We start from the raw sequence: 20,217 nt of genomic DNA, 5'->3' as shown, positions 1-20,217 counted from the left end.
CTACGACCGCTCGGTTAACAGCCGAGTGCTCTACCACTGAGCTACTGCGGAATAATTCAACCATTAGGACTGTTTATATTATATTTACTCTTTTTCAATCTGTCAACTGTCTTTTTTATTTTATTTCTTCGTCGAATAACGACGGCTTTTATAATTTAGCACAGAAAGATTTAGATTGTCAACACTCTCTTTTTATTTTTTTTAATTTTCCTCGGCAAAAGCCACATACGTATCGAGTTGTATCTACTACTTTTCTTCGCACATACATATAGCCGCATGATGTGCATTTGTAATAATGTTCATGTCTTGTCTTCGATAATAAAACAGGCTTGCAAAAACGTGGAGCTTGTACTTTTTGTAATAATTCACGAAAATCACGATCACGATGACGATAGCCTTTTCCTTCAAGGTGCAGATGATAATGGCATAATTCGTGTTTAATGATCTGAATGAGTTCTTCTTCTCCGTACTGCTCGTAATATTTTCTATTTAGTTCGATATGATGTGTAGAAAGCACATATCGCCCACCAGTCGTTCGTAACCGATCATTAAATACCGCTCGATGACGAAATGGCTTCTGAAATACACATAACGATACCCGCTCAACAAGCGCCTGTAATTCACGCTCATCCATTTTACTTCCGTCCTTTCACCATTGGGCTCTTTTACTCATAACATAATAAAAAACAATTTGAAGGTGATCATTATGCCGATGTGGTTAAAAAATCAAATGCGGCGTGCATATTATGAAAAAAATCGCGCACAAATTAAACTTCTCAATCAATGCTGGTTTTTTTATCGGAAAACACACTGCTCATGACAGTGTGTTTTCCGATGTTGGTGGAACCATTGTTAAAGCAATGCGCTCTTTTTGCAAATCGACCGAATCAACCCATACTTTCACAATATCTCCGACCGACACAACATCAAGTGGATGCTTCACATATCGATTGCTTAGCTTCGAAATATGAACAAGTCCATCTTGTTTCACACCGATATCTACGAATACACCGAAATCGACAACGTTTCGTACTGTCCCCTCTAATTCCATCCCTTTTTTCAAATCCTCCATCTTCAACACATGTTGCTTGAGGATTGGCTTCGGCAAATCATCGCGCGGATCGCGCTCTGGGCGCTTAAGTGCATCGATAATATCTTGGAGCGTCAATACCCCTATGTTCAGTTCTTGTGCTGCTTCTTCTATATTTATCCCTTCAAGTGCAACTCGCAATTGCTCACTTCCGATCGCTTCTGTCGAAAAACCGAGGCGTCGTAACAATTGATACACTTCTTCATATCGCTCAGGGTGGATTGGTGTGCGGTCTAACGGCTCATCTCCATCTATGATGCGCAAAAACCCGATGCATTGCTCGTACGTTTTCGCTCCAAGGCGCGGAATATGCTTTAATTGCATACGATTAGTAAACTTCCCATGCTCCTCCCGATATTTCACAATGTTTTCAGCTACCGTCTTTGTTAGACCAGATACATATTGCAATAACGTTGGAGAAGCGGTATTGACGTTTACACCAACTTGGTTGACGACTGTTTCAACAACAAACTGCAACGACTGTTCTAGCTTTTTTTGCGACACGTCATGTTGATATTGGCCGACCCCAACAGATTTTGGATCAATTTTTACTAATTCGGCAAGTGGATCTTGAACGCGTCGAGCAATCGATACAGCGCTTCGTTCCTCCACTTGCAGATGTGGAAACTCTTTACGAGCTAAATCTGATGCAGAATATACACTTGCCCCTGCTTCATTGACAATTAAATAAAACACGTTTCCTTCCCACTCAGAAATTGTATCAGCTACAAATTGCTCTGTCTCTCGCGATGCCGTTCCGTTTCCAATGGCAATTAACTCCACTTGATACGTATGAAGCAATTGCTTTAATTTTTCTTTCGCTTTCTCCACCTCATTTTTCGGTGGATGTGGATAAATGACATCGATATGAAGTACCTTTCCGGTTTCATCAACGACGGCTAACTTACATCCTGTACGATATGCTGGGTCGATCCCTAAAACGACTTTGCCTTTTAACGGTGGTTGCAACAGCAAGTTGCGTAAGTTTTCAGCGAAAATGTGGATCGCTCGTTCTTCCGCTTGTTCTGTCAACTCATTTCGTACATCTCGTTCAATCGACGGAGCAATCAAACGTTTATAGGCATCTCCAATCGCTTCAGCAACAATGTCAGCTGCCGATGAGCGCTCATTTTGTATAACTTGTTTACGAATGTATGTAATGATTCGTTCAGCATCTACATCAATTGCAATGCGTAAAATTCCTTCATTTTCGCCGCGGTTCATCGCTAAAACACGGTGGGCAGGCGCTTTAGCGATCGGTTCACGGTGATCGTAATACATTTCAAATACACGCTTTTCGTCTTTTTCTACTTCTTTTCCAACAGAAACGATCATTCCTGTTTGCCACGTTTGCTGACGAATCCATTGACGAAGCGTGGCGTCATCGGACACTTTTTCAGCGATAATATCTTTTGCACCTTGAATGACTTCGTCGATCGTATGTACTTCTTTTAGTTCATCAATAAACTGTTGCGCTCGTTCTGTAATCGACTCATTCGGAAACGTTAATAACCATTCTGCAAAAGGTTCCAACCCTTTTTCTTTTGCAATTGTCGCTTTTGTTCGTCGTTTTTGTTTATATGGGCGATATAAATCTTCCACTTCTTGCAGTTTCGTTGCTTTTGTAATCGCCTCTCTCAGTTCATCCGTTAACTTTCCTTGTTCATCGATTAAACGAATTACTTCTTCTTTTCGTTTTTCTAAGTTTTCTAAGTAATTCCATTCATCTAAAATGGTGCGAATTTGCACTTCATCGAGCGCACCAGTCATTTCTTTTCGATAACGAGCAATAAACGGAATCGTATTCCCTTCTTCATGAAGTTGAATAACTTGTTGTACATGCACAAGTGGAATATTTAATTTCGTAGCTAGTTGCTTTAGTAGTTCCAAAGAAAATGCCTCCCCTAAACAAAAATAGCTACGCAATGTAGCTATTTTTCCAGCATATTAAAAATCAATAAGACCAAGACTAATTTGCAGCGCTTCATCTACTTTATCCATCATCTCTTCATCTAGATGGGTAATCTTATCTGTCAGACGCTGTTTATCGATCGTCCGAATTTGTTCAAGCAAAATGACAGAGTCCCGTTCAAATCCGTAGCGCTTTGCGTCGATTTCAACATGTGTAGGCAACTTCGCTTTTTGGATTTGCGCAGTAATGGCAGCAACGATGACGGTTGGACTGAAACGGTTCCCGATGTCATTTTGAATAACAAGCACAGGGCGCACGCCCCCTTGCTCTGATCCAACTACTGGAGAAAGATCGGCAAAATACACGTCACCACGTTTGACAATCAAAAGATTACCCCCCGCTAACTAAACGTTCAACGGTGTGGTCAGCTTCATATTCCGCAAGAAAAGCCTCCGATGCAAGCGACAAATTAATTTTCGCCATCTCCATATACCCACGTCGCATCGCTTCTCGAATTTGACGTTTTTTCCGCTCGCGGATGTACAATTTCATCGCTTGATAAATAAGTTCGTTTCGGCTGCCGTTTTCTTGCTTCACAATTCCATCTAATTCGCTCACTAACGCCTGCGGTAACCGAATAACAATTTCTGTTGTTGCGCTGGATTCAGACACAAACACACACCTCCAACTAAACTACAACCACATAGTTGCTCCCAATTTACATCATACCATTTCATCATCGCGATGCAAAGTCATTTCCAGCAGCATTCGCCCAAATTTTGTAGAAATTTTTCGAAAATGATCGTTCTCACTGCACCCATCTACTATAATACCGCATTTCTCACTTCAATTATACTCTTGTTTTTTAAAAAAATACGGGGAACACGATAACTAATTGTACAAGGAATTTCATAATTAATCGTATTTACATGTGCAGCAACATCATCGATGGAAATACGTTCACCTTTTTGTTCACCAATGAGCGTTACTTTTGTACCGACAGGAAGCTCATACGGCAGACGAATCATTATTTGGTCCATACAAACACGTCCAACAATAGGAGCGCGCTTTCCATCAACAAGAACAGAAAAATGTTGCATACGGCGCAACCAACCGTCTGCATAGCCAATTGGAACCGTACCAATCCATTCATCTGCTTCCGCAGCATATGTCGCCCCATAACTGATTTTTTCCCCTGCCTTCACCTTTTTTACATGGGTTAAACGACTATGGAGCGAGAATGCTTCTTTTAATGGATACGGCAAAAACGGCTTCATTTCTTGTGACGGTGTCAATCCATACATAGAGATACCGAAACGAACTGCATTGAATACGCGATCAGGATAGCGTAGTGCCGCTGCGCTATTGGCGCAATGAATGAGTGGTGGCTTAATCGGTAACCATTCTAGCATGTGTAGAAACGTATCATATTGAAACGAAAAATAATCTATATTTTGCTCATCGGCTGTCGCAAAATGCGTATATACTCCTTCAAGTACAAAACATGTATGTTGTTCAATCATGTGTACAATGCGCTTCACTTCTTCTTCTGTTTTCGCTCCCAAACGTCCCATCCCTGTATCTAACTTCATATGAACGTTTAATGGTTGTTCATATGGGGCATACATCACCGCTTGCTCCAACCAATCCGCACGAAAAATGGTTAACGTAACATTTTGACTAGCAGCTAACGGCGCATGTAAAGGGTTTGTCGCCCCAAGTACGATAATCGGGACGTCTAAAGGGATCCCTTTTTTTCTTAGTGCGAGCGCTTCGTCCAAAAAGGCAACGGCTAAACGCGTGGCACCTGCTTCAAGCGCTGTTTTCGCTACTTGAATATCTCCATGTCCATAAGCATTCGCTTTCACGACGGCAATGACATCAACATGAGTGCCGACGTGTTGTTTCATTGATTGCACATTATAAAAAATTGCATCTAAATCAATTTCTGCCCATGTATCGCGATAAAATGCTCGATCCATCCTTCCAAACCCCTTCAAAAATATGTTCACGTTTGATTATTTCTTTTCTCCTTGCATCATGTCAACAAAAAAATAAAGACCCGCCACGCGAGTCTTACTTCATCACCTTACCTTGCACCGAACGGGCAATCGCAACCATCTCGTCTTTCGTTAAATCTTGTGAAGCAAGAATAAAATCGACACCTTTATACGTCCACGTCAATGTGCCGTTTGCCAGCGCTCCAACAGCAAATCCTAAATCAACAGGCTCACCCTTAACCGTTGTCGATACGTTTGCTGTCGGCACAGCATGAGCTTTTTCTTGTACAAGAGTAAACGATTTTTCCCCAGCAAATGTCATGACAATTCGTTTCCCGTTTGCCGTTGTAAATTCTTTTTCTTCCACAAGTTTCACACCATCGAGCTCATATGTCGGATACATAACTGGCGCTGCTTGCTGATTCGCTTCTTTTGTCACTTCTTGTTCATTTTCCAACTTCGCTCTCGTCATGTTTTTACTTACATCAAAAGCATTATCATCAAACGCAGCATTCCATTCTACTTTTGAAAATTCAACAGTCAACATCGGTTGCGAGTCAATGTCCATGACGGTCACTTTCACTGGCGTTAAATCTTTTTTATTTAATGTGATCTCTTGTTTTGGCAACATTTTTTTGTTTTCATAATTTGTTTTCGTTTGGAACACGTAATGATTTTTTGTTGCTTTAAAATCTGCTTTCGAGTCGGCTAAAATGTCTTTTACGAGCGATTCATACAAATACACTTGGCTTGCGTTTTGCGGCCAGTCGCTTTGAAAACGAAAACTTTTATTTAATGCAGGCGTTAATACAAATACTCCTTCATCGTTACGCAAAATCATTTGATGTTGATCACGCTGAGCATTTTTTAAGTTCACGCGGTAGTAATTTGGAGACTTATGCCAAATTTCAATTTCATACACTTGTGGCTCCGTCCCTGTCTGAAGCGTCATTTTTGCTTCGGCTTTGTACCCAGACATCGTTTGCACTTTCTCATCAAGCGCTTTTAATACATCTTGTTGCGACTTGTCTCCGCAAGCGGCCAAACTGCCTACAACAAAAAGAAGCAGGCACCAAAAAAGCCATGTTCGTCTCATTTTTCCAACCCCTTTACCTCATTTGGACTTCCTTCATAAGCCATCATATGAGGTCAAACGGGAGAATATGCAGACTAGCTTGACAAGCGTTCAATAATTACTTGGGCAACCGCATAATGTTCGCTATGTGAAATGGAAACGTGCACACGTTCATTTGGAGAAGAAGAAACAATATACGGTTTGCCATTTTCGTCATTTTTTATTTCAATATCACGAAAGGAAACATGGGCACCAATCCCCGTACCTAACGCTTTCGCATACGCTTCTTTTGCCGCAAATCGCCCTGCCACAAATTCAATTTTTCGTTTTGACGATAATTGTTGAAAACGAATGCGCTCATTATGTGTTAAAATGCGGTCAATAAATTTTGGTTGTTGTTCGATCAATTGAGCAATACGACTTAACTCCACAATGTCAATCCCAATCCCGACAATCATCCATATCCCTCCAATAAAGAAAAAGAAGCTATCTATGAAGACAGCTCCTATCGTTTCGCACGCGTTTTTGCTCCACGCCCACGCGTTTCATTGCGGCGTTGACGCGTTTGTACTTGCCGCTTTTTCTCTTTTTTCATAATCGGTGGTTCTTCTGTCAACTGCACAGGCGTCATATCCGGCTCTTTCGTTAACATTTTAATACACGCGGCAACAAGCGAAACGGAGTCATGTTCTTCTAACAATTCTTCTGCAGCACGTTTATAAAACGATAAATTGTTATGCTCAATCGTCTCAAGCAATTTTTCAATCGCTGCCCGTTGTTGACCTTCAAGCGCCTCATCTAACGTTGGCGGTTTCATCCGTTCCATTTTCCGCTTCGTCGTTTTTTCAATGTGGTGCAACTGTCCGATTTCACGTGGAGTCACAAATGTGATCGCCATGCCTGTTTTCCCCGCACGCCCTGTTCGACCGATGCGATGAACATAGCTTTCCGGGTCTTGTGGAATATCGAAATTGTACACATGTGTCACACCAGAAATATCTAAACCACGTGCAGCTACGTCTGTCGCCACTAAAATATCAATAGAACCTTCCTTAAACTTACGCAGCACAGATAAACGCTTTGCTTGGCTTAAATCACCATGAATCCCCTCTGCCGTATAGCCACGCAAATTGAGCGCTTCTGCTAGCTCATCGACACGGCGTTTCGTTCTTCCAAAAACAATCGCTAATTCAGGAGATTGAATATCTAATAAGCGCGTTAACGTATCAAACTTTTTCTTTTCTTGAATTTCAATGTAATATTGTTCAATGTTCGGAACAGTCATTTCTTTCGCTTTCACGCGAACGAGTTCTGGATTGTTCATAAATCGTTCAGCGATGCGGCGAATCGGTTCAGGCATCGTCGCTGAGAAAAGGAGTGTCTGACGCTCTGTTGGCACATGGCTTAAAATTGCCTCAATGTCTTCAACAAAGCCCATGTTCAACATTTCATCTGCCTCGTCTAACACGACCGTATGCACATTTTGTAGACGGAGTGTACGACGTTGAATGTGATCAAGCACCCGTCCCGGTGTACCGACAATAATGTGTGGATGTTTTTTTAATGCACGAATTTGACGTTCAATATCTTGCCCACCATAAATCGGCAAAACGCGCACACGCTTCGTTGAACCAATTTTATATAGTTCTTCGGATACTTGAATCGCTAATTCTCGCGTCGGCGCAACAACAATTGCTTGCACCGCATCGTTGTTCATATCAATTTTTTCAATAAGCGGGATCCCAAACGCTGCCGTTTTCCCTGTTCCTGTTTGCGCCTGACCAATGACATCACGATTTTGCAAACTAAGTGGGATCGTCGCCGCTTGAATTGGCGTTGCTTCTTCGAATCCCATTTTACTAACTGCTTTCATCAACTCTGGACTTAACCCAAATTCTTTAAATGTAACCAATTTTTTCATACTCCTTCTTCAAATAACTTACGAAAAAAGGCATTCCCGTATAGACGGAAGTGCCTTGTTGAAATTCATTCCGTAAACAGCTCTCGTTCATCATACCATTTTATGCATATGTTTTCAACAAATTGAACGCTTCTTTTTATTTATTTAACAAAGAAATGATTTCCTCTAACTTCATCCCTCGAGACGCCTTAAGTAAAATGACGTCCCCCGCCTCCATCATCGTTTGCACATCTGCCGCTAGCTTCGTCTTATCGTCATAAGAACGAACATGTCCTTTGCTAAATCGCTTGCTCGCTCGTTCAGCAATCGCCTTTGCACGCTCACCGTATGTCAACACATAATCTATTTTTTGCGGATCGATCATCGCGCCAATTTGTTCATGAAAAGCAATTTCTTGTTCACCTAATTCAAGCATATCGCCAACAATCGCTATTTTTTTACGATATCCTGTCAATTGTCCAAGCAACTCAAGCGCAGCACGCATCGATGTCGGGCTTGCATTATATGCATCGTTAATGATCGTCACTCCGTCGTGACGTTTGATGACTTCTGTACGCATTTTTGTTACAGATAAACGTAAAAAACCTTCTTTCATATGAGCCACATCAACAGAAGCGAAGCGTGCAACCGCAATCGCCGCTAGTGCGTTCATCACATGGTGGCGACCGAGAAGCGGCATATGAAACGTTTCGTCTGGCCAACGATTTACCTTAAACGTCGTTCCGTCCGCTTGAACACGAATGTCTAGCGGATAATGATCGTTTGTCAGTTCCATCCCAAACGTTTGAACATGCGGAAGATTAGCGTTTTCCACACGTGTTTGCAACAACGGCTCATCCCCGTGATAAATAAACAACCCTTCACGTTGTAGCCCTTTCACGATCTCAAACTTTGCTGTTGCAATGCCCTCGCGCGAACCGAGCTCCTGTAAATGCGATTCACCAATGTTTGTAATCACTGCAATGTCAGGCTCTGCGAGAGTAGAAAGCAACTCAATTTCACCAAACCCACTCATTCCCATTTCGACAACGGCATACTCTGTTTCTTCTTTTAAACGAAGCAGTGTGAGCGGCACACCGATATGATTGTTTAAATTACCTTCTGTCTTTTGCACACGATATACTGTCCCAAGCAGTGATGCAATCATATCTTTTGTTGTCGTTTTTCCGTTGCTTCCAGTCACCCCGATGACGCGCGCACGAAGTTGTTTTCGATACGCATGGGCTAGCTGTTGCAATGCAACGAGTGAATCTTCAACAAAAATGAGCGGCACATCTGTTGGGGGATTTGGCTCATGTTTGCTCCATAGTGTAGCGGCTGCTCCTTTTTCAAACGCCTCCTTAACAAACTGATGACCATTAAACGTGGCTCCTTTTAACGGAACATATAAACTTTCCCGCTCAATGGTGCGCGTATCTGTTGACACACCATGAATCATAACAGAAGCATATCGCTCATCAATCATACTTCCCGGAATCATCGTTTGAATGTCTGCTAATGAACGTATAATCATATGATCACCTTAAAATACATACGTAATATTTTGTTTTTCTTCATATCGCTCGATGGCAAGTTGAATGAGACGTTCAATTAACTCCTCATACGATACACCTGTATGCTTCCATAAGAGCGGAAACATACTAAACGGTGTAAAGCCCGGCATCGTATTGACTTCGTTAATATACGCCTCTCCATTTGCCGTCAAGAAAAAGTCAGCACGGACTAATCCAGCTAAATCGAGCACTTTAAAAGCTGTAAGTGCCATTTGTTTTATCGTTTCGTATTCTTTATCTGTAATGTTCGCTGGAATAACTAACTCTGTATTTCCATCAACATATTTTGCTTCGTAATCGTAAAATTCCTTTTTCGGCACAATTTCCCCCACAACCGAACAAATCGGCTCGTCGTTTCCGATCACGCCAATTTCCACTTCACGACCGATAATCGCTTCTTCGACGATGATTTTTCGATCGTAGCGAAACGCTTGTTGGAATGCCACTTGTAGCTGCTCACGGTTTTTACATTTGCTTATGCCCACGCTTGAACCGGCGTTGGCTGGTTTGACAAAACACGGATAGCCAAGCTCACGTTCTACCGTTTCATATACGGTTTCTTTATGTTTTTCCCATTCTTTTTTCAAGAAAAAGACGTAACGTGCTTGTTTTAATCCCGCTTGCGCAAACAATTGTTTCATAACAACTTTATCCATACCGACAGCTGATGCTAACACACCGTTCCCAACGTACGGTACGTTTAATAATTCTAACATCCCTTGCACCGTTCCATCTTCTCCGTTCGGCCCGTGTAAAAGAGGAAAAATAACATCAACGCGCTCTTCTTTTTTTTCCGAACCATTTGCAATAGACGTGAGCGCTGGTAAACCATGTTGAAATGCTAGTTGTTTCACATCTTGCACTTCTCCTTCAATCGCTTCCCCGCGCAACCATTCTCCCTCTGTCGTAATGTAAATCGGAACAACCGTAAATTTTTCTTTATTTACCGCATTAATGACAGAGCGTGCAGTTTGCAACGATACTTTATGCTCAGGCGATTTTCCGCCGTATAGTATACCTAACGTCATTTTCATGTTTTTTCCTCCTCGACTGTTCATTCACTTCATTTATTGTAGCATAACTACTTTTTTATTTATATGGCAAAGCGAGCCTAGATGGTGACGATGCATATGATTTCCGTGTTTGGAAACGATAAAAAATACAAAGGGATAAAAGGTGTGTGCTTATGAATACAGTACAAATGCTATTCGTGTTAATGTTATCGATTGGACTGATGAATCACGTCATCATTATTCCAGTGTTGCTTGAAATTGCTGGGCGAGATGCATGGATTTCGACTGTCATCGGACTTATATTGCTAGTCATATTTCTCCCTGTTATTTATTTTCCTATAAAACAATCGCAACAAACACATATCTTCCAGTGGCTAAAAGAAAATATAGGAGCGCCGATTGCCTATTTTATTGCTTCTGTCACATGTTTATATTTACTCATCATTAGCGTTGTCACATTAAAAGATACGACAACGTTTACAACGACATCGTATTTAACAGGAACACCGAACTGGGCGATTATCGTTACACTTTGTATCATTTGCTTTTATAACGCTTCAATTGGGTTGCCATCGATCGCTAAAACATCAGGCATTCTTTTACCTTTCGTCGTATTGTTCGGCATTTTTGTTGCTTTAGCGACGACCCCACACAAAAATTATGAGCTGTTAAAGCCAATGCTCGAAGACGGATGGATGCCCGTTTGGAAAGGAGTCATGTATGTCGCTGCTGGCTATGGAGAGATTGTTCTTTTACTATTTATGCAACAACAAATGAAGACGAACATTTCTTTTATAAAACTCGTTTTGTTTGGAGTTGTAGCTGCCAGTTTATCACTCGGACCGACAATCGGAGCTATCACAGAATTTGGACCGACAGAAGCGAGCCATTTACGTTATCCAGCCTTTGAACAATGGCGAATGGTGAACTTAGGAACATATTTAGAACATTTTGATTTTTTATCAGTTTATCAATGGCTAGCAGGGGCGTTTATTCGCATTTCACTTGCGACAGCGCTTATTCCGGATCTATTTGACATTACAAACAAGGCATCACGACGATGGATTTTGCTATTTGTATATACCGTTATTTTCTTTGCAGCGATGGCGCCGATGAGCGATTATACGTTTTTCCATATGTTAAAAAAATGGATGTTACCGATTTCGTTTTTCTTCATTTGCTTTCTTTCTACTTTATTGTTCGTCTTAGCGTTAGCCGTACGTATAAAAGAAAGGAGAGCGTCCGCATGACCGCTGAATTGATTGTCGATGAGCGAACGTTAAAAGAACATTTTGCCCAATGTAAAGATGTTGTACTAATGCCAGCTACCATTTATTCAGACGAACGAAAGCCACTCTCGCTTATTTTCATTTATTGTGAAGAATTGTGTGACACCATGCTGCTAAAACAATTTATTTTTCCGACGATTACACGCATGGGGCAACGTTATCCGCTGTATTCAGTGACAGATATTGAAAAATATAAGGAAATGCCACTTCATTTAATCGGAAAATCCGTCTCTGCCCAGCAGCTTGATTTTATCGTTTTTAACGGGGATTTAGTCATTTACTTTGTAGAAGCGGAAGCGATGTATTCCATTTCCCTTGCCAATCCACCGAACCGAAACCCAGAAGAACCGAACACAGAAGTGTCGATTCGCGGACCGAAAGACGGTTTTATTGAAGAAGTAGCAAAAAACGTAGCACTCATACGTAAACGGTTGAAAACGAGCAGTTTGCATGTCGAACAAGTATTAATCGGCAAACGAAGCCGAACGAAAGTCGATATTTTATATATTAAAGACATTATTAATCAAGAAACGATTGCTGAATTGAAGCGAAGATTAAGCACAATCAACATTGACGCCTTAACTGGAACAAACCAATTAGAAGAATTGTTAAGCGAAAAATATGTTTCGTTATTTCCTGTTTTCGCCTACTCCGGTCGTCCTGATTTTGTCGTCAACGCGCTATTGAGCGGACGATTCGCCGTCTTTATCGACGGCTCGCCAACCGCATTAATCGGACCGACAAATTTAACGTTTTTATTAAATACATCAGAAGATAACAGCACGTCGTTTGTGTTTGTGATATTTCAACGTCTTATTCGCCTAATCGGAGTGAGCGTCGCTGTCTTTTTACCGGGTCTTTGGGTAGCGATTACAACGTATCATCAAGATCAGTTGCCGTTTACATTATTGGCAACAATCGTTCTCGCAAGGCAAGGGGTCCCGCTCCCCGCGCCGCTTGAAGCGTTTATTATGGTTAGTTTATTTGAAATTTTTAAAGAAGCAGGGATGCGGCTTCCGATCGCCATTGGACAAACGTTATCGGTCGTTGGGGGGTTAATTATCGGGCAAGCAGCGATAAACGCAGGGCTTGCAGCGCCTGGTACACTCGTCGTTATCGCAACATCTGTTATCGCAACATTTACACTTGTGAATCAATCGCTTGCTGGAACAGTGTCCATTTTACGTTTTATCGTCCTTGCCGCTTCATCGATGCTCGGACTTTTCGGTTTTATTGCATCCATGTTTTTTCTTCTCGTTTATACAGCAAATTTAACATCGTTTGGCGTCCCGTATTTAGCACCGATTTCCCCGGCTACAGGAGATATATGGAAAGTCGTTATTACGAGCGGATGGAAAAAATTTAGACGCCGTCCAAAAGTGTTAAAAACGAACGATAATACACCAGGTGACGAAGCATGACAAGACTAATTATTTGTTTTTTTTGTTTATTTTTAACAGGATGTTGGGGGATGAAAGAAATTGATCATCTTGCTTATATTCATGCGATTGGGGTGGATTACGAAGACGGACAAGTGATTGCCTACGCTCAACTTATTAGTTTTACAGGGCTTGCAAAAGTGGAAGCGGGAGGTGGGAGACAAAAATCAACCGTTACGATTGGAAAAGCAAAAGGGGAGACGTTTAACGTGGCCACCGATCGGTTGTATCAAGCGATTCAACAAGGTGTATCATGGGGGCATGTGAAGGGGATCGTTTTTACAGAACGAGCGCTCAAAAAAGGGCTCGTTCGTGACGTCATCGATGTGCTCGACCGCTACAATGAGATTCGTCATACGATTTGGGTATTCGCTACAAAACAACCAATTGAACGTATTTTTGAAGCGACGCCGTTTTTAGACTATTCACCATATTTTTCGTTGCTTGCTAATCCGACCGATATTTATGAGCAAAGTTCTTTTATTCAACCGAAACGGCTCAATCAACTTGTTGCCGCTTCAAACGAGAAAGCGGTCATTTTCCCTCTTCCTTCTCTTACAGTAGAGGAGAAAAGTTGGACGGAAAATAAAAAAAAGAAGCCGATGTTAAAGGAAGATGGGGTTTGTTTTTTACATCGTTACAATAAGAAAGCATGCTTGCCGCGTCATAAACTTGACGGCTTACGCTGGATCACGAAAGGTACAGGAAGAACGCCGATTTACATTCAGCCAAATGGCAAAATGATTGGAACGCTCGTTGTACGCGGACCGAAATCAAGCATATCGTACAAAATAAAAGATGGTCGTCCTTTATTTACCGTTCATGTGCAAGCTACGGGAAGCATTATTGAACTGCGCGAGCACATGTCTGAAAAACAAATTATTGAATATGCGTCAAAAACGGTCGAAAAAGAGATAAAAAACTTATTCGAGCTCGGTGTAAAAAAACAGATTGATACTTTACAACTATCAGACAGCTTGTATCGTCAAAATGTGAAGGATTGGAAGAAATATACGACGAACGGATTAGTTCCGCTTACAAAGGATACACTAGAGAAAATCAACGTCAAATTAAGCATTGACACATACGGAAAGTCGAAAAAATAAAAGCGATGATCGGCTCATCGCTTTTTTATTGCATATACATTCGCTTCAACCCATTCGCTAAGCGCATCTTGTGCTGTTTTTTCATGCCCGAACCAATAGTGTTCGATTCGTTTTTCTAGCTCATTCATTTCCTTATCATTCATTAATACGTTCATCAATTGTCGGTCATACGGTTCATTGTCATGAAGAAGATAAATAAGTCCTTTTTTCTTTAAATAGTGCAAATTCATTTGTTCTTGCCCTGGCAAATACGAAAGTGTAAAAGCAGGTAACTTTTTCGCAAGCACTTCGCTCATCGTGACACCACCCGGTTTCGTAACAATCGCATCGACTTCATCGTACAATTCATTCATTTTTGCTCGATCGGAGATATATCGAAACGGACGAATACGCGGGTCGTTCCAACTTTTTAATTCTTCATATAAATGTTCATTTTTACCGCATAAAACAGAATACGTTAACTGTGAATGGTTAGCGTTTTTTAAAAATTGTTTCATCTTCCCTAATCCTTGATTGCCGCCAGCCACTAAAATATGTTTATTTATCCGTCGCTTTATTTTTTGCACAGGTACGATATGCTCATGAATCGGAATGCCTGTCACAATAACGCGATGACGCTCTATACGAAACCTCGCACATAGCGATCGCTTCGCTTCCTCATGCGGAACGAAGTGATAATCAATCGCTGTTTTTCCCCAAATGCCGTTTAAAAAAAAGTCAGTATATACGTTAACGACAGGAACGGTTACAGCACCTTTTTGTTTTAACCGCTGCAAGACGTGGGAAGGAAATGAGTGTGTACATATCACAAGATCTGGCTTTTTTTCTTGAAGGAGACGCTTCATCTTTTTTTCAAAATAAAGCAGCCACGGTTCCATCGCTGGTTGTTCAAATTTTTTCATCCACCGTTGGTACATCCATTCATATGAGTGCGGTGATAGCGAAATCCAGCGAAGATAAAAGTCCGCTACTCGCCTTTCCATTTGTTCGTTACAATAACTTAAGAAATCAAGTTTCTCGCAAGAAACGTTAGGAAACCGATGTTGCAATGAATATATGAGCGCATCTGCTACTTGGTGATGACCAGATGGCATTTGAAACAAAGGTAGTACGAGAATGTTCATCATTATGCGAACTCCCTTTTATTTTTGTTTTCTACTTTTTACGTACAAAGCAGCGAAAAATAAACTGAAAAATAACAACGTGAGCCATGGCAATACATGAAGCGGAATATGAATACGCTCCCCAAGAAACTTGCCTACAAATATAAATAAACAAATCCAAAACGACGCCCCAAGAAACGATAAAAAGAGAAACAGAAGAAACGGAAAGCGAACAACTCCAGCCATATATGGAGACAATTGACGAATACCGGGAACAAAATAGCCAAAAGGAATGACTAAAAAAGCACGTTTTCGGAAGTGACGATACACATAACGATAACGGCGACGGTGAAACCCAATATAATGTCCATATTTAAACAATAGTGGGGATCCAAATGTATAGCCGGCAATATAGGCGACAACCATGCCAACAGTTGCCCCCGAAATCGCGAAAAATAAACTTTTTAATAAATGTAATTGGTCGTGTGAAATGAAAATGCCAATGAAGAAAAGAAGCGACTCTTCCGGAGCCGGAATGCCAACAATGCCGAAAAATAAAGAGAGAAATAACACAATATAACCGTGAGATTGAATATATGTTAACACGCTGTTCGCTTCCATTTCTCCATTCCCCTTTACTCCTCACTCAACTTTACCCATTTAACATCCGTATATTGTAACAATCGATCCAACGCTTGTAGCATATTTGCGGGCGCATGTTCATCAGCCCCAAATGTTGAACCGCTATCATGCAACACGATGATCGCCCCATCTTCTATACTGCTCATTAATCGTTTATAAAGGCGATCTACACCTAATGTAGCTTTCCAATCACCAAGAATATATGTCCACATCACGATTTTATACTTTTTTTGCGTGAACAACGTCCATATGCTTATATGTCCCCATGGTGGACGATAGTATACAGGAGAGACACCTGTGATTTGCTCGATGATACGAGTAGATCGTTCAAGCTCCCATTGTGTAAAAAACGGAGGAAGAAACCAATTGCTCGTATGATAATAATGGTGTAAACCGATCGTATGCCCTTCCTCATACATTCTTTTAATAAGATGTGGGTATTTTTTTGCTTTCCAACCGACAACGAAAAACGTTGCTTTTACATTGTATTTTTTCAATAAATCAAGCAACTGGGGCGTGTACACCGGATCCGGACCATCATCAAACGTTAATGCTACACCGTTCTTTACTTTTTTTTGTACACGAAACGAAAAAATACGGATGAGCGATGTTGGCAATATACTATAAATGAAAAATGCTACAATCAACCATATGTACGCCAAATGTCAAACTCCTTTCTTGATTATACAAAAAGAAGCAACACGAGTTTTCTCGTTCCCACCGGCAAAATTCACCCTATTTTTCCATATTCGACACAAATGTTGTCGATTTCCGGGGAAATTCCTCGAAAAGAAGGCGATGTGAGAACACATCGCCTCCATTGTACCATATGTCTTGATAACTACACAGGGTAAACTCCATGTTTTCGTTCAGAAAATACCACATATTTCGACATATATGCATCTAACCGCCTAATGAGTTCAGAACGTAACTCATTTGGCACAATAATGCCATCGACAACCATTTCGGAAGCGAGTCGATAAATGTCAATGTCTTTTCGGTATTCTTCACGTTTTTGTTCAATAAAAGCGGCGCGCTCTTCTTCTGGTAATTCTGCAATTTTATTCGCATACACCGCGTTCACCGCTGCTTCCGGTCCCATAACGGCAATTTGCGCATGTGGGAAAGCGAGACAACAATCTGGTTCAAATGCTGGACCTGCCATCGCATACAATCCTGCCCCGTAGGCTTTCCTTACAATAATTGATATTTTCGGAACGGTTGCTTCTGACATCGCTGAAATCATTTTCGCACCGTGGCGAATAATGCCCGCACGCTCGACTTTCGTCCCGATCATAAAGCCGGGGATGTCCGCTAAAAAGATGAGCGGAATATGAAACGCATCGCAAAGTGTAATAAATTTCGCCGCTTTATCTGCGGAATCGTGGAATAACACGCCGCCTTTCATGCGCGGTTGATTGGCAATAATTCCAACTGGTTGTCCGTTAATGCGAGCAAGACCTGTAATTAACTCAGGCGCAAATAATTTTTTTATTTCACAAAATGACCCTTCATCAATAACACGATCGATTAAATCATACATATTAAACGGTGCATTTTGATTTTGAGGAACAATTTCTTCTATTGTCTTATTAAATGGTTTTGGCTCTTTCGGCTCTGCCACCGGGGGCTTTTCACTAAAATTCGGTGGAAAGTACGACAAATATTTACGCGCAAATGCGATCGCTTCTTCTTCCGTTTTCACAAGCACGTCCCCACAACCTGAAACAGAACAATGCATGCGCGCGCCACCCATTTCTTCTAGCGTCACTTTCTCACCGATAACCATTTCAGCCATGCGTGGAGAACCAAGATACATGGAAGCATTTCCTTCGACCATAATGACGATATCACAAAAAGCTGGGATATATGCCCCACCCGCTGCCGATGGTCCGAACAATAAACAAATTTGCGGCACTTTGCCAGACAGTTTCACTTGGTTATAAAAAATACGTCCCGCTCCACGGCGTCCCGGAAACATTTCAATTTGATCTGTAATGCGAGCACCTGCCGAGTCCACTAAGTATAAAATGGGGCAACGTAATTTATCTGCCATTTCTTGAATGCGAATAATTTTTTCTACCGTACGCGCCCCCCACGACCCTGCTTTCACCGTCGAGTCATTGGCCATAACGCATACCGTTTGTCCGTTAATTTTACCGACCCCTGTCACGACGCCATCTGCCGGCAATCCGTCCGCTAAACAGTTCGCGAAAAAGGCATCTTCAAACTGCAACCCATTATCAAATAAAAGTTTTAAACGATCGCGTACAAACAATTTCCCTTGCTCGGCGTTTTTTTCATGATATTTGCGCGCGCCTCCTTGTTCAATTTGTTTTCGTTTTTGTTGTAGTTGTTCAACGAGTGACAATTGTTCGTTTGAAATCATGTTCCTTACTCCCCTTTGTACACAGGTTTTCGTTTTTCTTTGAACGCTTGTAATCCTTCTCGTCGGTCGCTCGTATGGATCGTTCGCTCATATGCCATTTGTTCAATGACAAGCCCTGTTTGCATATCAACTTGCACACCGTAGTTTATCGCTGCTTTTGCTTGAGCAACAGCAATCGGGGCATTATTAGCGATCGTTGTCGCTATCGCAAACGCTTCATCTAACAATTGTTCAGCAGAAACGACGCGCTCAACTAAACCAATTCGCTCCGCTTCTTGAGCAGAAATACGTTTTGCGGTATAAATCATCTCCTTAGCCCGCCCTATGCCAATGAGACGTGGAAGACGTTGCGTTCCACCCGCACCAGGGATGATCCCAAGCGATGTTTCAGTCAACCCCATCATCGCGTGTTCAGCAGCAATACGAATGTCACATGCGAGCGCCAACTCGAGCCCACCACCAAACGCTCCTCCATTTAATGCACAAATGACAGGCTGAGGCAGTTGCTCAAACCCGTTAATCGTCTCCCGAATAAGCGCAACTGTCTGACGCACTTGAGTTTCGCTCATTTTTGCCCGCTCTTTTAAATCTGCTCCGGCGCAAAATGTTTTTTGTCCCGCACCTGTGACAATGACTGCCCGTACGTTCCGATTTAACTTCAGTTCCGTTTGAATGCGCTGCAGTTCGTTTAACATTTTTAATGACAGAGCGTTCGCAGCATCTGGCCGATTTAAGGTCACAACTGCCACTCCCGCATCAATTGTGGAATAAAGAACAGCCTCCATCATCGTGCATTCCCCCTTACAACGTGTAAATGGTGGCTCGTGAGCGGACGACCAATTTTTTCTTCAATCCATCGCGCTGCTTCCGTTAACTGCTCAAGTTGAACACCACAATCGATACCCATTTGAGTAAGCATATACACTAAGTCGTCTGTCGCTACATTCCCAGATGCACCAGGTGCATATGGGCAACCCCCTAGTCCGCCGAGCGAGCTATCAAAAGTAGTCACCCCCATTTGCAGCGATGCAAACACGTTTGCAAGCGCCATGCCGCGCGTATTATGAAAATGAAGCGCCATCTTTTCAGCTGAAAACCGCTTTAATAGTTGTTCTAACGTCCGTTGAACTTGCACAGGGTTTGCAACACCGATCGTATCGCCAAGCGATAGCTCATCAATGCCAAGCTCAAACAATCGCTCAGAAACAGAGATGACGCGTTCAATGCTGACTGTTCCTTCATATGGACAACCAAATACGGTCGATACGTAACCACGAACTGTTTTATTTGCTCGCTTCGCCTCGTCAATGACTTCTTTTAGCACCGGATATGTTTCTTCAATCGACTTATTAATATTTTTTCGATTGTGCGTTTCACTTGCCGACATAAATACAGCCACTTCATCCATATTGGCTGCTAAAGCACCTTCTAATCCTTTTTTGTTTGGGACAAGCGCAGCATATGTCACTCCTTCTACTCGCTCAATACGAGAAGCGACTTCGTACGCATCCGCAAGTTGAGGAATCCATTTTGGATGGACAAACGACGTCACTTCAATATATGACAATCCTGTTTTTGATAACCGATTAATCCATGCAATTTTATCCTCCGTTTGAATAAATACCGATTCGTTTTGCAATCCATCACGCGGGCCAACTTCTTTCACCGTTACGCGCATACGCGTC

The 20,217-nt window shown here is 41.8% G+C and carries 20 protein-coding genes; 4 read left to right on the top strand and 16 right to left on the bottom strand.

The window, feature by feature from the left end; translation table 11 throughout:
• Nucleotides 1-178: 178 nt before the first annotated feature.
• Nucleotides 179-634: a SprT family protein gene (locus CS060_RS09930; RefSeq protein WP_035047949.1), complete on the bottom strand. Its 456-nt coding sequence runs from the start codon at nt 632-634 to the stop codon at nt 179-181.
• A gap of 72 nt (nt 635-706) precedes the next feature.
• Between CS060_RS09930 and cmpA the strand changes: the two genes are divergently transcribed.
• Nucleotides 707-820: a cortex morphogenetic protein CmpA gene (cmpA, locus tag CS060_RS09925; RefSeq protein ID WP_012573928.1), complete on the top strand. Its 114-nt coding sequence runs from the start codon at nt 707-709 to the stop codon at nt 818-820.
• Here cmpA and CS060_RS09920 read toward each other — a convergent pair.
• The 9 genes from CS060_RS09920 to CS060_RS09880 form a co-directional block, all read right to left on the bottom strand.
• Nucleotides 815-2,980, bottom strand: a complete 2,166-nt coding sequence (locus CS060_RS09920) for a Tex family protein (RefSeq protein ID WP_035047951.1) — start codon at nt 2,978-2,980, stop codon at nt 815-817. The two genes, cmpA and CS060_RS09920, sit on opposite strands and share 6 nt — an antisense overlap.
• 57 nt (nt 2,981-3,037) lie before the next feature.
• Nucleotides 3,038-3,388: a type II toxin-antitoxin system endoribonuclease NdoA gene (ndoA, locus tag CS060_RS09915; protein ID WP_010195163.1), complete on the bottom strand. Its 351-nt coding sequence runs from the start codon at nt 3,386-3,388 to the stop codon at nt 3,038-3,040.
• A 4-nt stretch (nt 3,389-3,392) separates the two neighbouring features.
• Nucleotides 3,393-3,674, bottom strand: a complete 282-nt coding sequence (locus tag CS060_RS09910) for a CopG family ribbon-helix-helix protein (RefSeq protein WP_099668916.1) — start codon at nt 3,672-3,674, stop codon at nt 3,393-3,395.
• Nucleotides 3,675-3,826: 152 nt separating this feature from the next.
• Nucleotides 3,827-4,984, bottom strand: a complete 1,158-nt coding sequence (alr, locus tag CS060_RS09905) for an alanine racemase (RefSeq protein WP_035047953.1) — start codon at nt 4,982-4,984, stop codon at nt 3,827-3,829.
• 94 nt (nt 4,985-5,078) lie between these two features.
• Nucleotides 5,079-6,098 (bottom strand): LolA family protein, encoded by a 1,020-nt coding sequence (locus tag CS060_RS09900; RefSeq protein ID WP_035047954.1) that lies wholly within the window; start codon nt 6,096-6,098, stop codon nt 5,079-5,081.
• A gap of 74 nt (nt 6,099-6,172) precedes the next feature.
• Nucleotides 6,173-6,535, bottom strand: coding sequence for a holo-ACP synthase (acpS, locus tag CS060_RS09895; RefSeq protein ID WP_035047957.1), 363 nt, complete (start codon nt 6,533-6,535; stop codon nt 6,173-6,175).
• A gap of 47 nt (nt 6,536-6,582) precedes the next feature.
• On the bottom strand, nt 6,583-7,989 hold the full coding sequence (gene cshA / locus CS060_RS09890; protein WP_035048019.1) for a degradosome RNA helicase CshA: 1,407 nt from the start codon (nt 7,987-7,989) through the stop codon (nt 6,583-6,585).
• A 145-nt stretch (nt 7,990-8,134) separates the two neighbouring features.
• A complete protein-coding gene (locus CS060_RS09885) occupies nt 8,135-9,511 on the bottom strand; it encodes a UDP-N-acetylmuramoyl-tripeptide--D-alanyl-D-alanine ligase (protein ID WP_035047958.1) in 1,377 nt (458 codons plus the stop codon).
• Between the two features lie 9 nt (nt 9,512-9,520).
• On the bottom strand, nt 9,521-10,585 hold the full coding sequence (locus CS060_RS09880) for a D-alanine--D-alanine ligase (RefSeq protein WP_035047960.1): 1,065 nt from the start codon (nt 10,583-10,585) through the stop codon (nt 9,521-9,523).
• 152 nt (nt 10,586-10,737) lie between these two features.
• Here CS060_RS09880 and CS060_RS09875 point away from each other — a divergent pair, with 152 nt between their 5' ends.
• Genes CS060_RS09875 through CS060_RS09865 form a run of 3 tightly spaced genes read left to right on the top strand, consistent with a single transcriptional unit; the run spans nt 10,738 to nt 14,398 of the window.
• The gene (locus tag CS060_RS09875) at nt 10,738-11,814 is read left to right on the top strand and encodes a GerAB/ArcD/ProY family transporter (RefSeq protein ID WP_035047962.1); all 1,077 of its coding nucleotides are present in this window, start codon (nt 10,738-10,740) and stop codon (nt 11,812-11,814) included.
• Nucleotides 11,811-13,274: a spore germination protein gene (locus tag CS060_RS09870; protein WP_035047964.1), complete on the top strand. Its 1,464-nt coding sequence runs from the start codon at nt 11,811-11,813 to the stop codon at nt 13,272-13,274. Before CS060_RS09875 ends, CS060_RS09870 begins: the two co-directional genes overlap by 4 nt.
• A complete protein-coding gene (locus CS060_RS09865) occupies nt 13,271-14,398 on the top strand; it encodes a Ger(x)C family spore germination protein (protein WP_035047966.1) in 1,128 nt (375 codons plus the stop codon). The genes CS060_RS09870 and CS060_RS09865 overlap by 4 nt, the downstream gene beginning before the upstream one ends.
• 14 nt (nt 14,399-14,412) lie before the next feature.
• Here the strand turns inward: CS060_RS09865 and CS060_RS09860 are convergent, their stop codons facing one another.
• The 6 genes from CS060_RS09860 to CS060_RS09835 all read right to left on the bottom strand — a co-directional run bounded on the left by CS060_RS09860 (nt 14,413) and on the right by CS060_RS09835 (nt 20,210).
• Nucleotides 14,413-15,525: an MGDG synthase family glycosyltransferase gene (locus CS060_RS09860; RefSeq protein ID WP_099668915.1), complete on the bottom strand. Its 1,113-nt coding sequence runs from the start codon at nt 15,523-15,525 to the stop codon at nt 14,413-14,415.
• A gap of 15 nt (nt 15,526-15,540) precedes the next feature.
• On the bottom strand, nt 15,541-16,122 hold the full coding sequence (locus CS060_RS09855) for a DedA family protein (RefSeq protein ID WP_035047968.1): 582 nt from the start codon (nt 16,120-16,122) through the stop codon (nt 15,541-15,543).
• 14 nt (nt 16,123-16,136) lie between these two features.
• A complete protein-coding gene (locus tag CS060_RS09850) occupies nt 16,137-16,805 on the bottom strand; it encodes a polysaccharide deacetylase family protein (protein ID WP_035047969.1) in 669 nt (222 codons plus the stop codon).
• A 179-nt stretch (nt 16,806-16,984) separates the two neighbouring features.
• Nucleotides 16,985-18,532 carry an acyl-CoA carboxylase subunit beta gene (locus tag CS060_RS09845; RefSeq protein ID WP_035047971.1) on the bottom strand — a complete coding sequence of 516 codons (1,548 nt, stop codon included), beginning with the start codon at nt 18,530-18,532 and terminating at the stop codon, nt 16,985-16,987.
• Between the two features lie 5 nt (nt 18,533-18,537).
• Nucleotides 18,538-19,320, bottom strand: a complete 783-nt coding sequence (locus tag CS060_RS09840) for an enoyl-CoA hydratase (protein ID WP_035047973.1) — start codon at nt 19,318-19,320, stop codon at nt 18,538-18,540.
• Nucleotides 19,317-20,210, bottom strand: coding sequence for a hydroxymethylglutaryl-CoA lyase (locus CS060_RS09835; RefSeq protein WP_099668914.1), 894 nt, complete (start codon nt 20,208-20,210; stop codon nt 19,317-19,319). Before CS060_RS09835 ends, CS060_RS09840 begins: the two co-directional genes overlap by 4 nt.
• Between the last annotated feature and the right edge of the window lie 7 nt (nt 20,211-20,217).

The sequence above is a fragment of the Anoxybacillus flavithermus genome, from assembly GCF_002742685.1.
Taxonomy (GTDB): domain Bacteria; phylum Bacillota; class Bacilli; order Bacillales; family Anoxybacillaceae; genus Anoxybacillus; species Anoxybacillus flavithermus_E.
The sequence above is the reverse complement of the archived record's forward strand: the minus strand, read 5'-3'. Positions and strand labels throughout refer to the sequence as shown.

Excerpts from the sequence above, each read along its gene's own strand:
- CS060_RS09835 (WP_099668914.1), bottom strand. The coding sequence starts at position 20,210 with ATGCGCGTAACGGTGAAAGAAGTTGGCCCGCGTGATGGATTGCAAAAC.
- CS060_RS09855 (WP_035047968.1), bottom strand. The coding sequence starts at position 16,122 with ATGGAAGCGAACAGCGTGTTAACATATATTCAATCTCACGGTTATATT.
- CS060_RS09930 (WP_035047949.1), bottom strand. The coding sequence starts at position 634 with ATGGATGAGCGTGAATTACAGGCGCTTGTTGAGCGGGTATCGTTATGT.
- alr (WP_035047953.1), bottom strand. The coding sequence starts at position 4,984 with ATGGATCGAGCATTTTATCGCGATACATGGGCAGAAATTGATTTAGAT.
- CS060_RS09870 (WP_035047964.1), top strand. The coding sequence starts at position 11,811 with ATGACCGCTGAATTGATTGTCGATGAGCGAACGTTAAAAGAACATTTT.
- CS060_RS09885 (WP_035047958.1), bottom strand. The coding sequence starts at position 9,511 with ATGATTATACGTTCATTAGCAGACATTCAAACGATGATTCCGGGAAGT.
- CS060_RS09860 (WP_099668915.1), bottom strand. The coding sequence starts at position 15,525 with ATGATGAACATTCTCGTACTACCTTTGTTTCAAATGCCATCTGGTCAT.
- CS060_RS09880 (WP_035047960.1), bottom strand. The coding sequence starts at position 10,585 with ATGAAAATGACGTTAGGTATACTATACGGCGGAAAATCGCCTGAGCAT.
- CS060_RS09900 (WP_035047954.1), bottom strand. The coding sequence starts at position 6,098 with ATGAGACGAACATGGCTTTTTTGGTGCCTGCTTCTTTTTGTTGTAGGC.
- acpS (WP_035047957.1), bottom strand. The coding sequence starts at position 6,535 with ATGATTGTCGGGATTGGGATTGACATTGTGGAGTTAAGTCGTATTGCT.
- CS060_RS09840 (WP_035047973.1), bottom strand. The coding sequence starts at position 19,320 with ATGATGGAGGCTGTTCTTTATTCCACAATTGATGCGGGAGTGGCAGTT.
- CS060_RS09865 (WP_035047966.1), top strand. The coding sequence starts at position 13,271 with ATGACAAGACTAATTATTTGTTTTTTTTGTTTATTTTTAACAGGATGT.
- CS060_RS09845 (WP_035047971.1), bottom strand. The coding sequence starts at position 18,532 with ATGATTTCAAACGAACAATTGTCACTCGTTGAACAACTACAACAAAAA.
- cmpA (WP_012573928.1), top strand. The coding sequence starts at position 707 with ATGCCGATGTGGTTAAAAAATCAAATGCGGCGTGCATATTATGAAAAA.
- CS060_RS09875 (WP_035047962.1), top strand. The coding sequence starts at position 10,738 with ATGAATACAGTACAAATGCTATTCGTGTTAATGTTATCGATTGGACTG.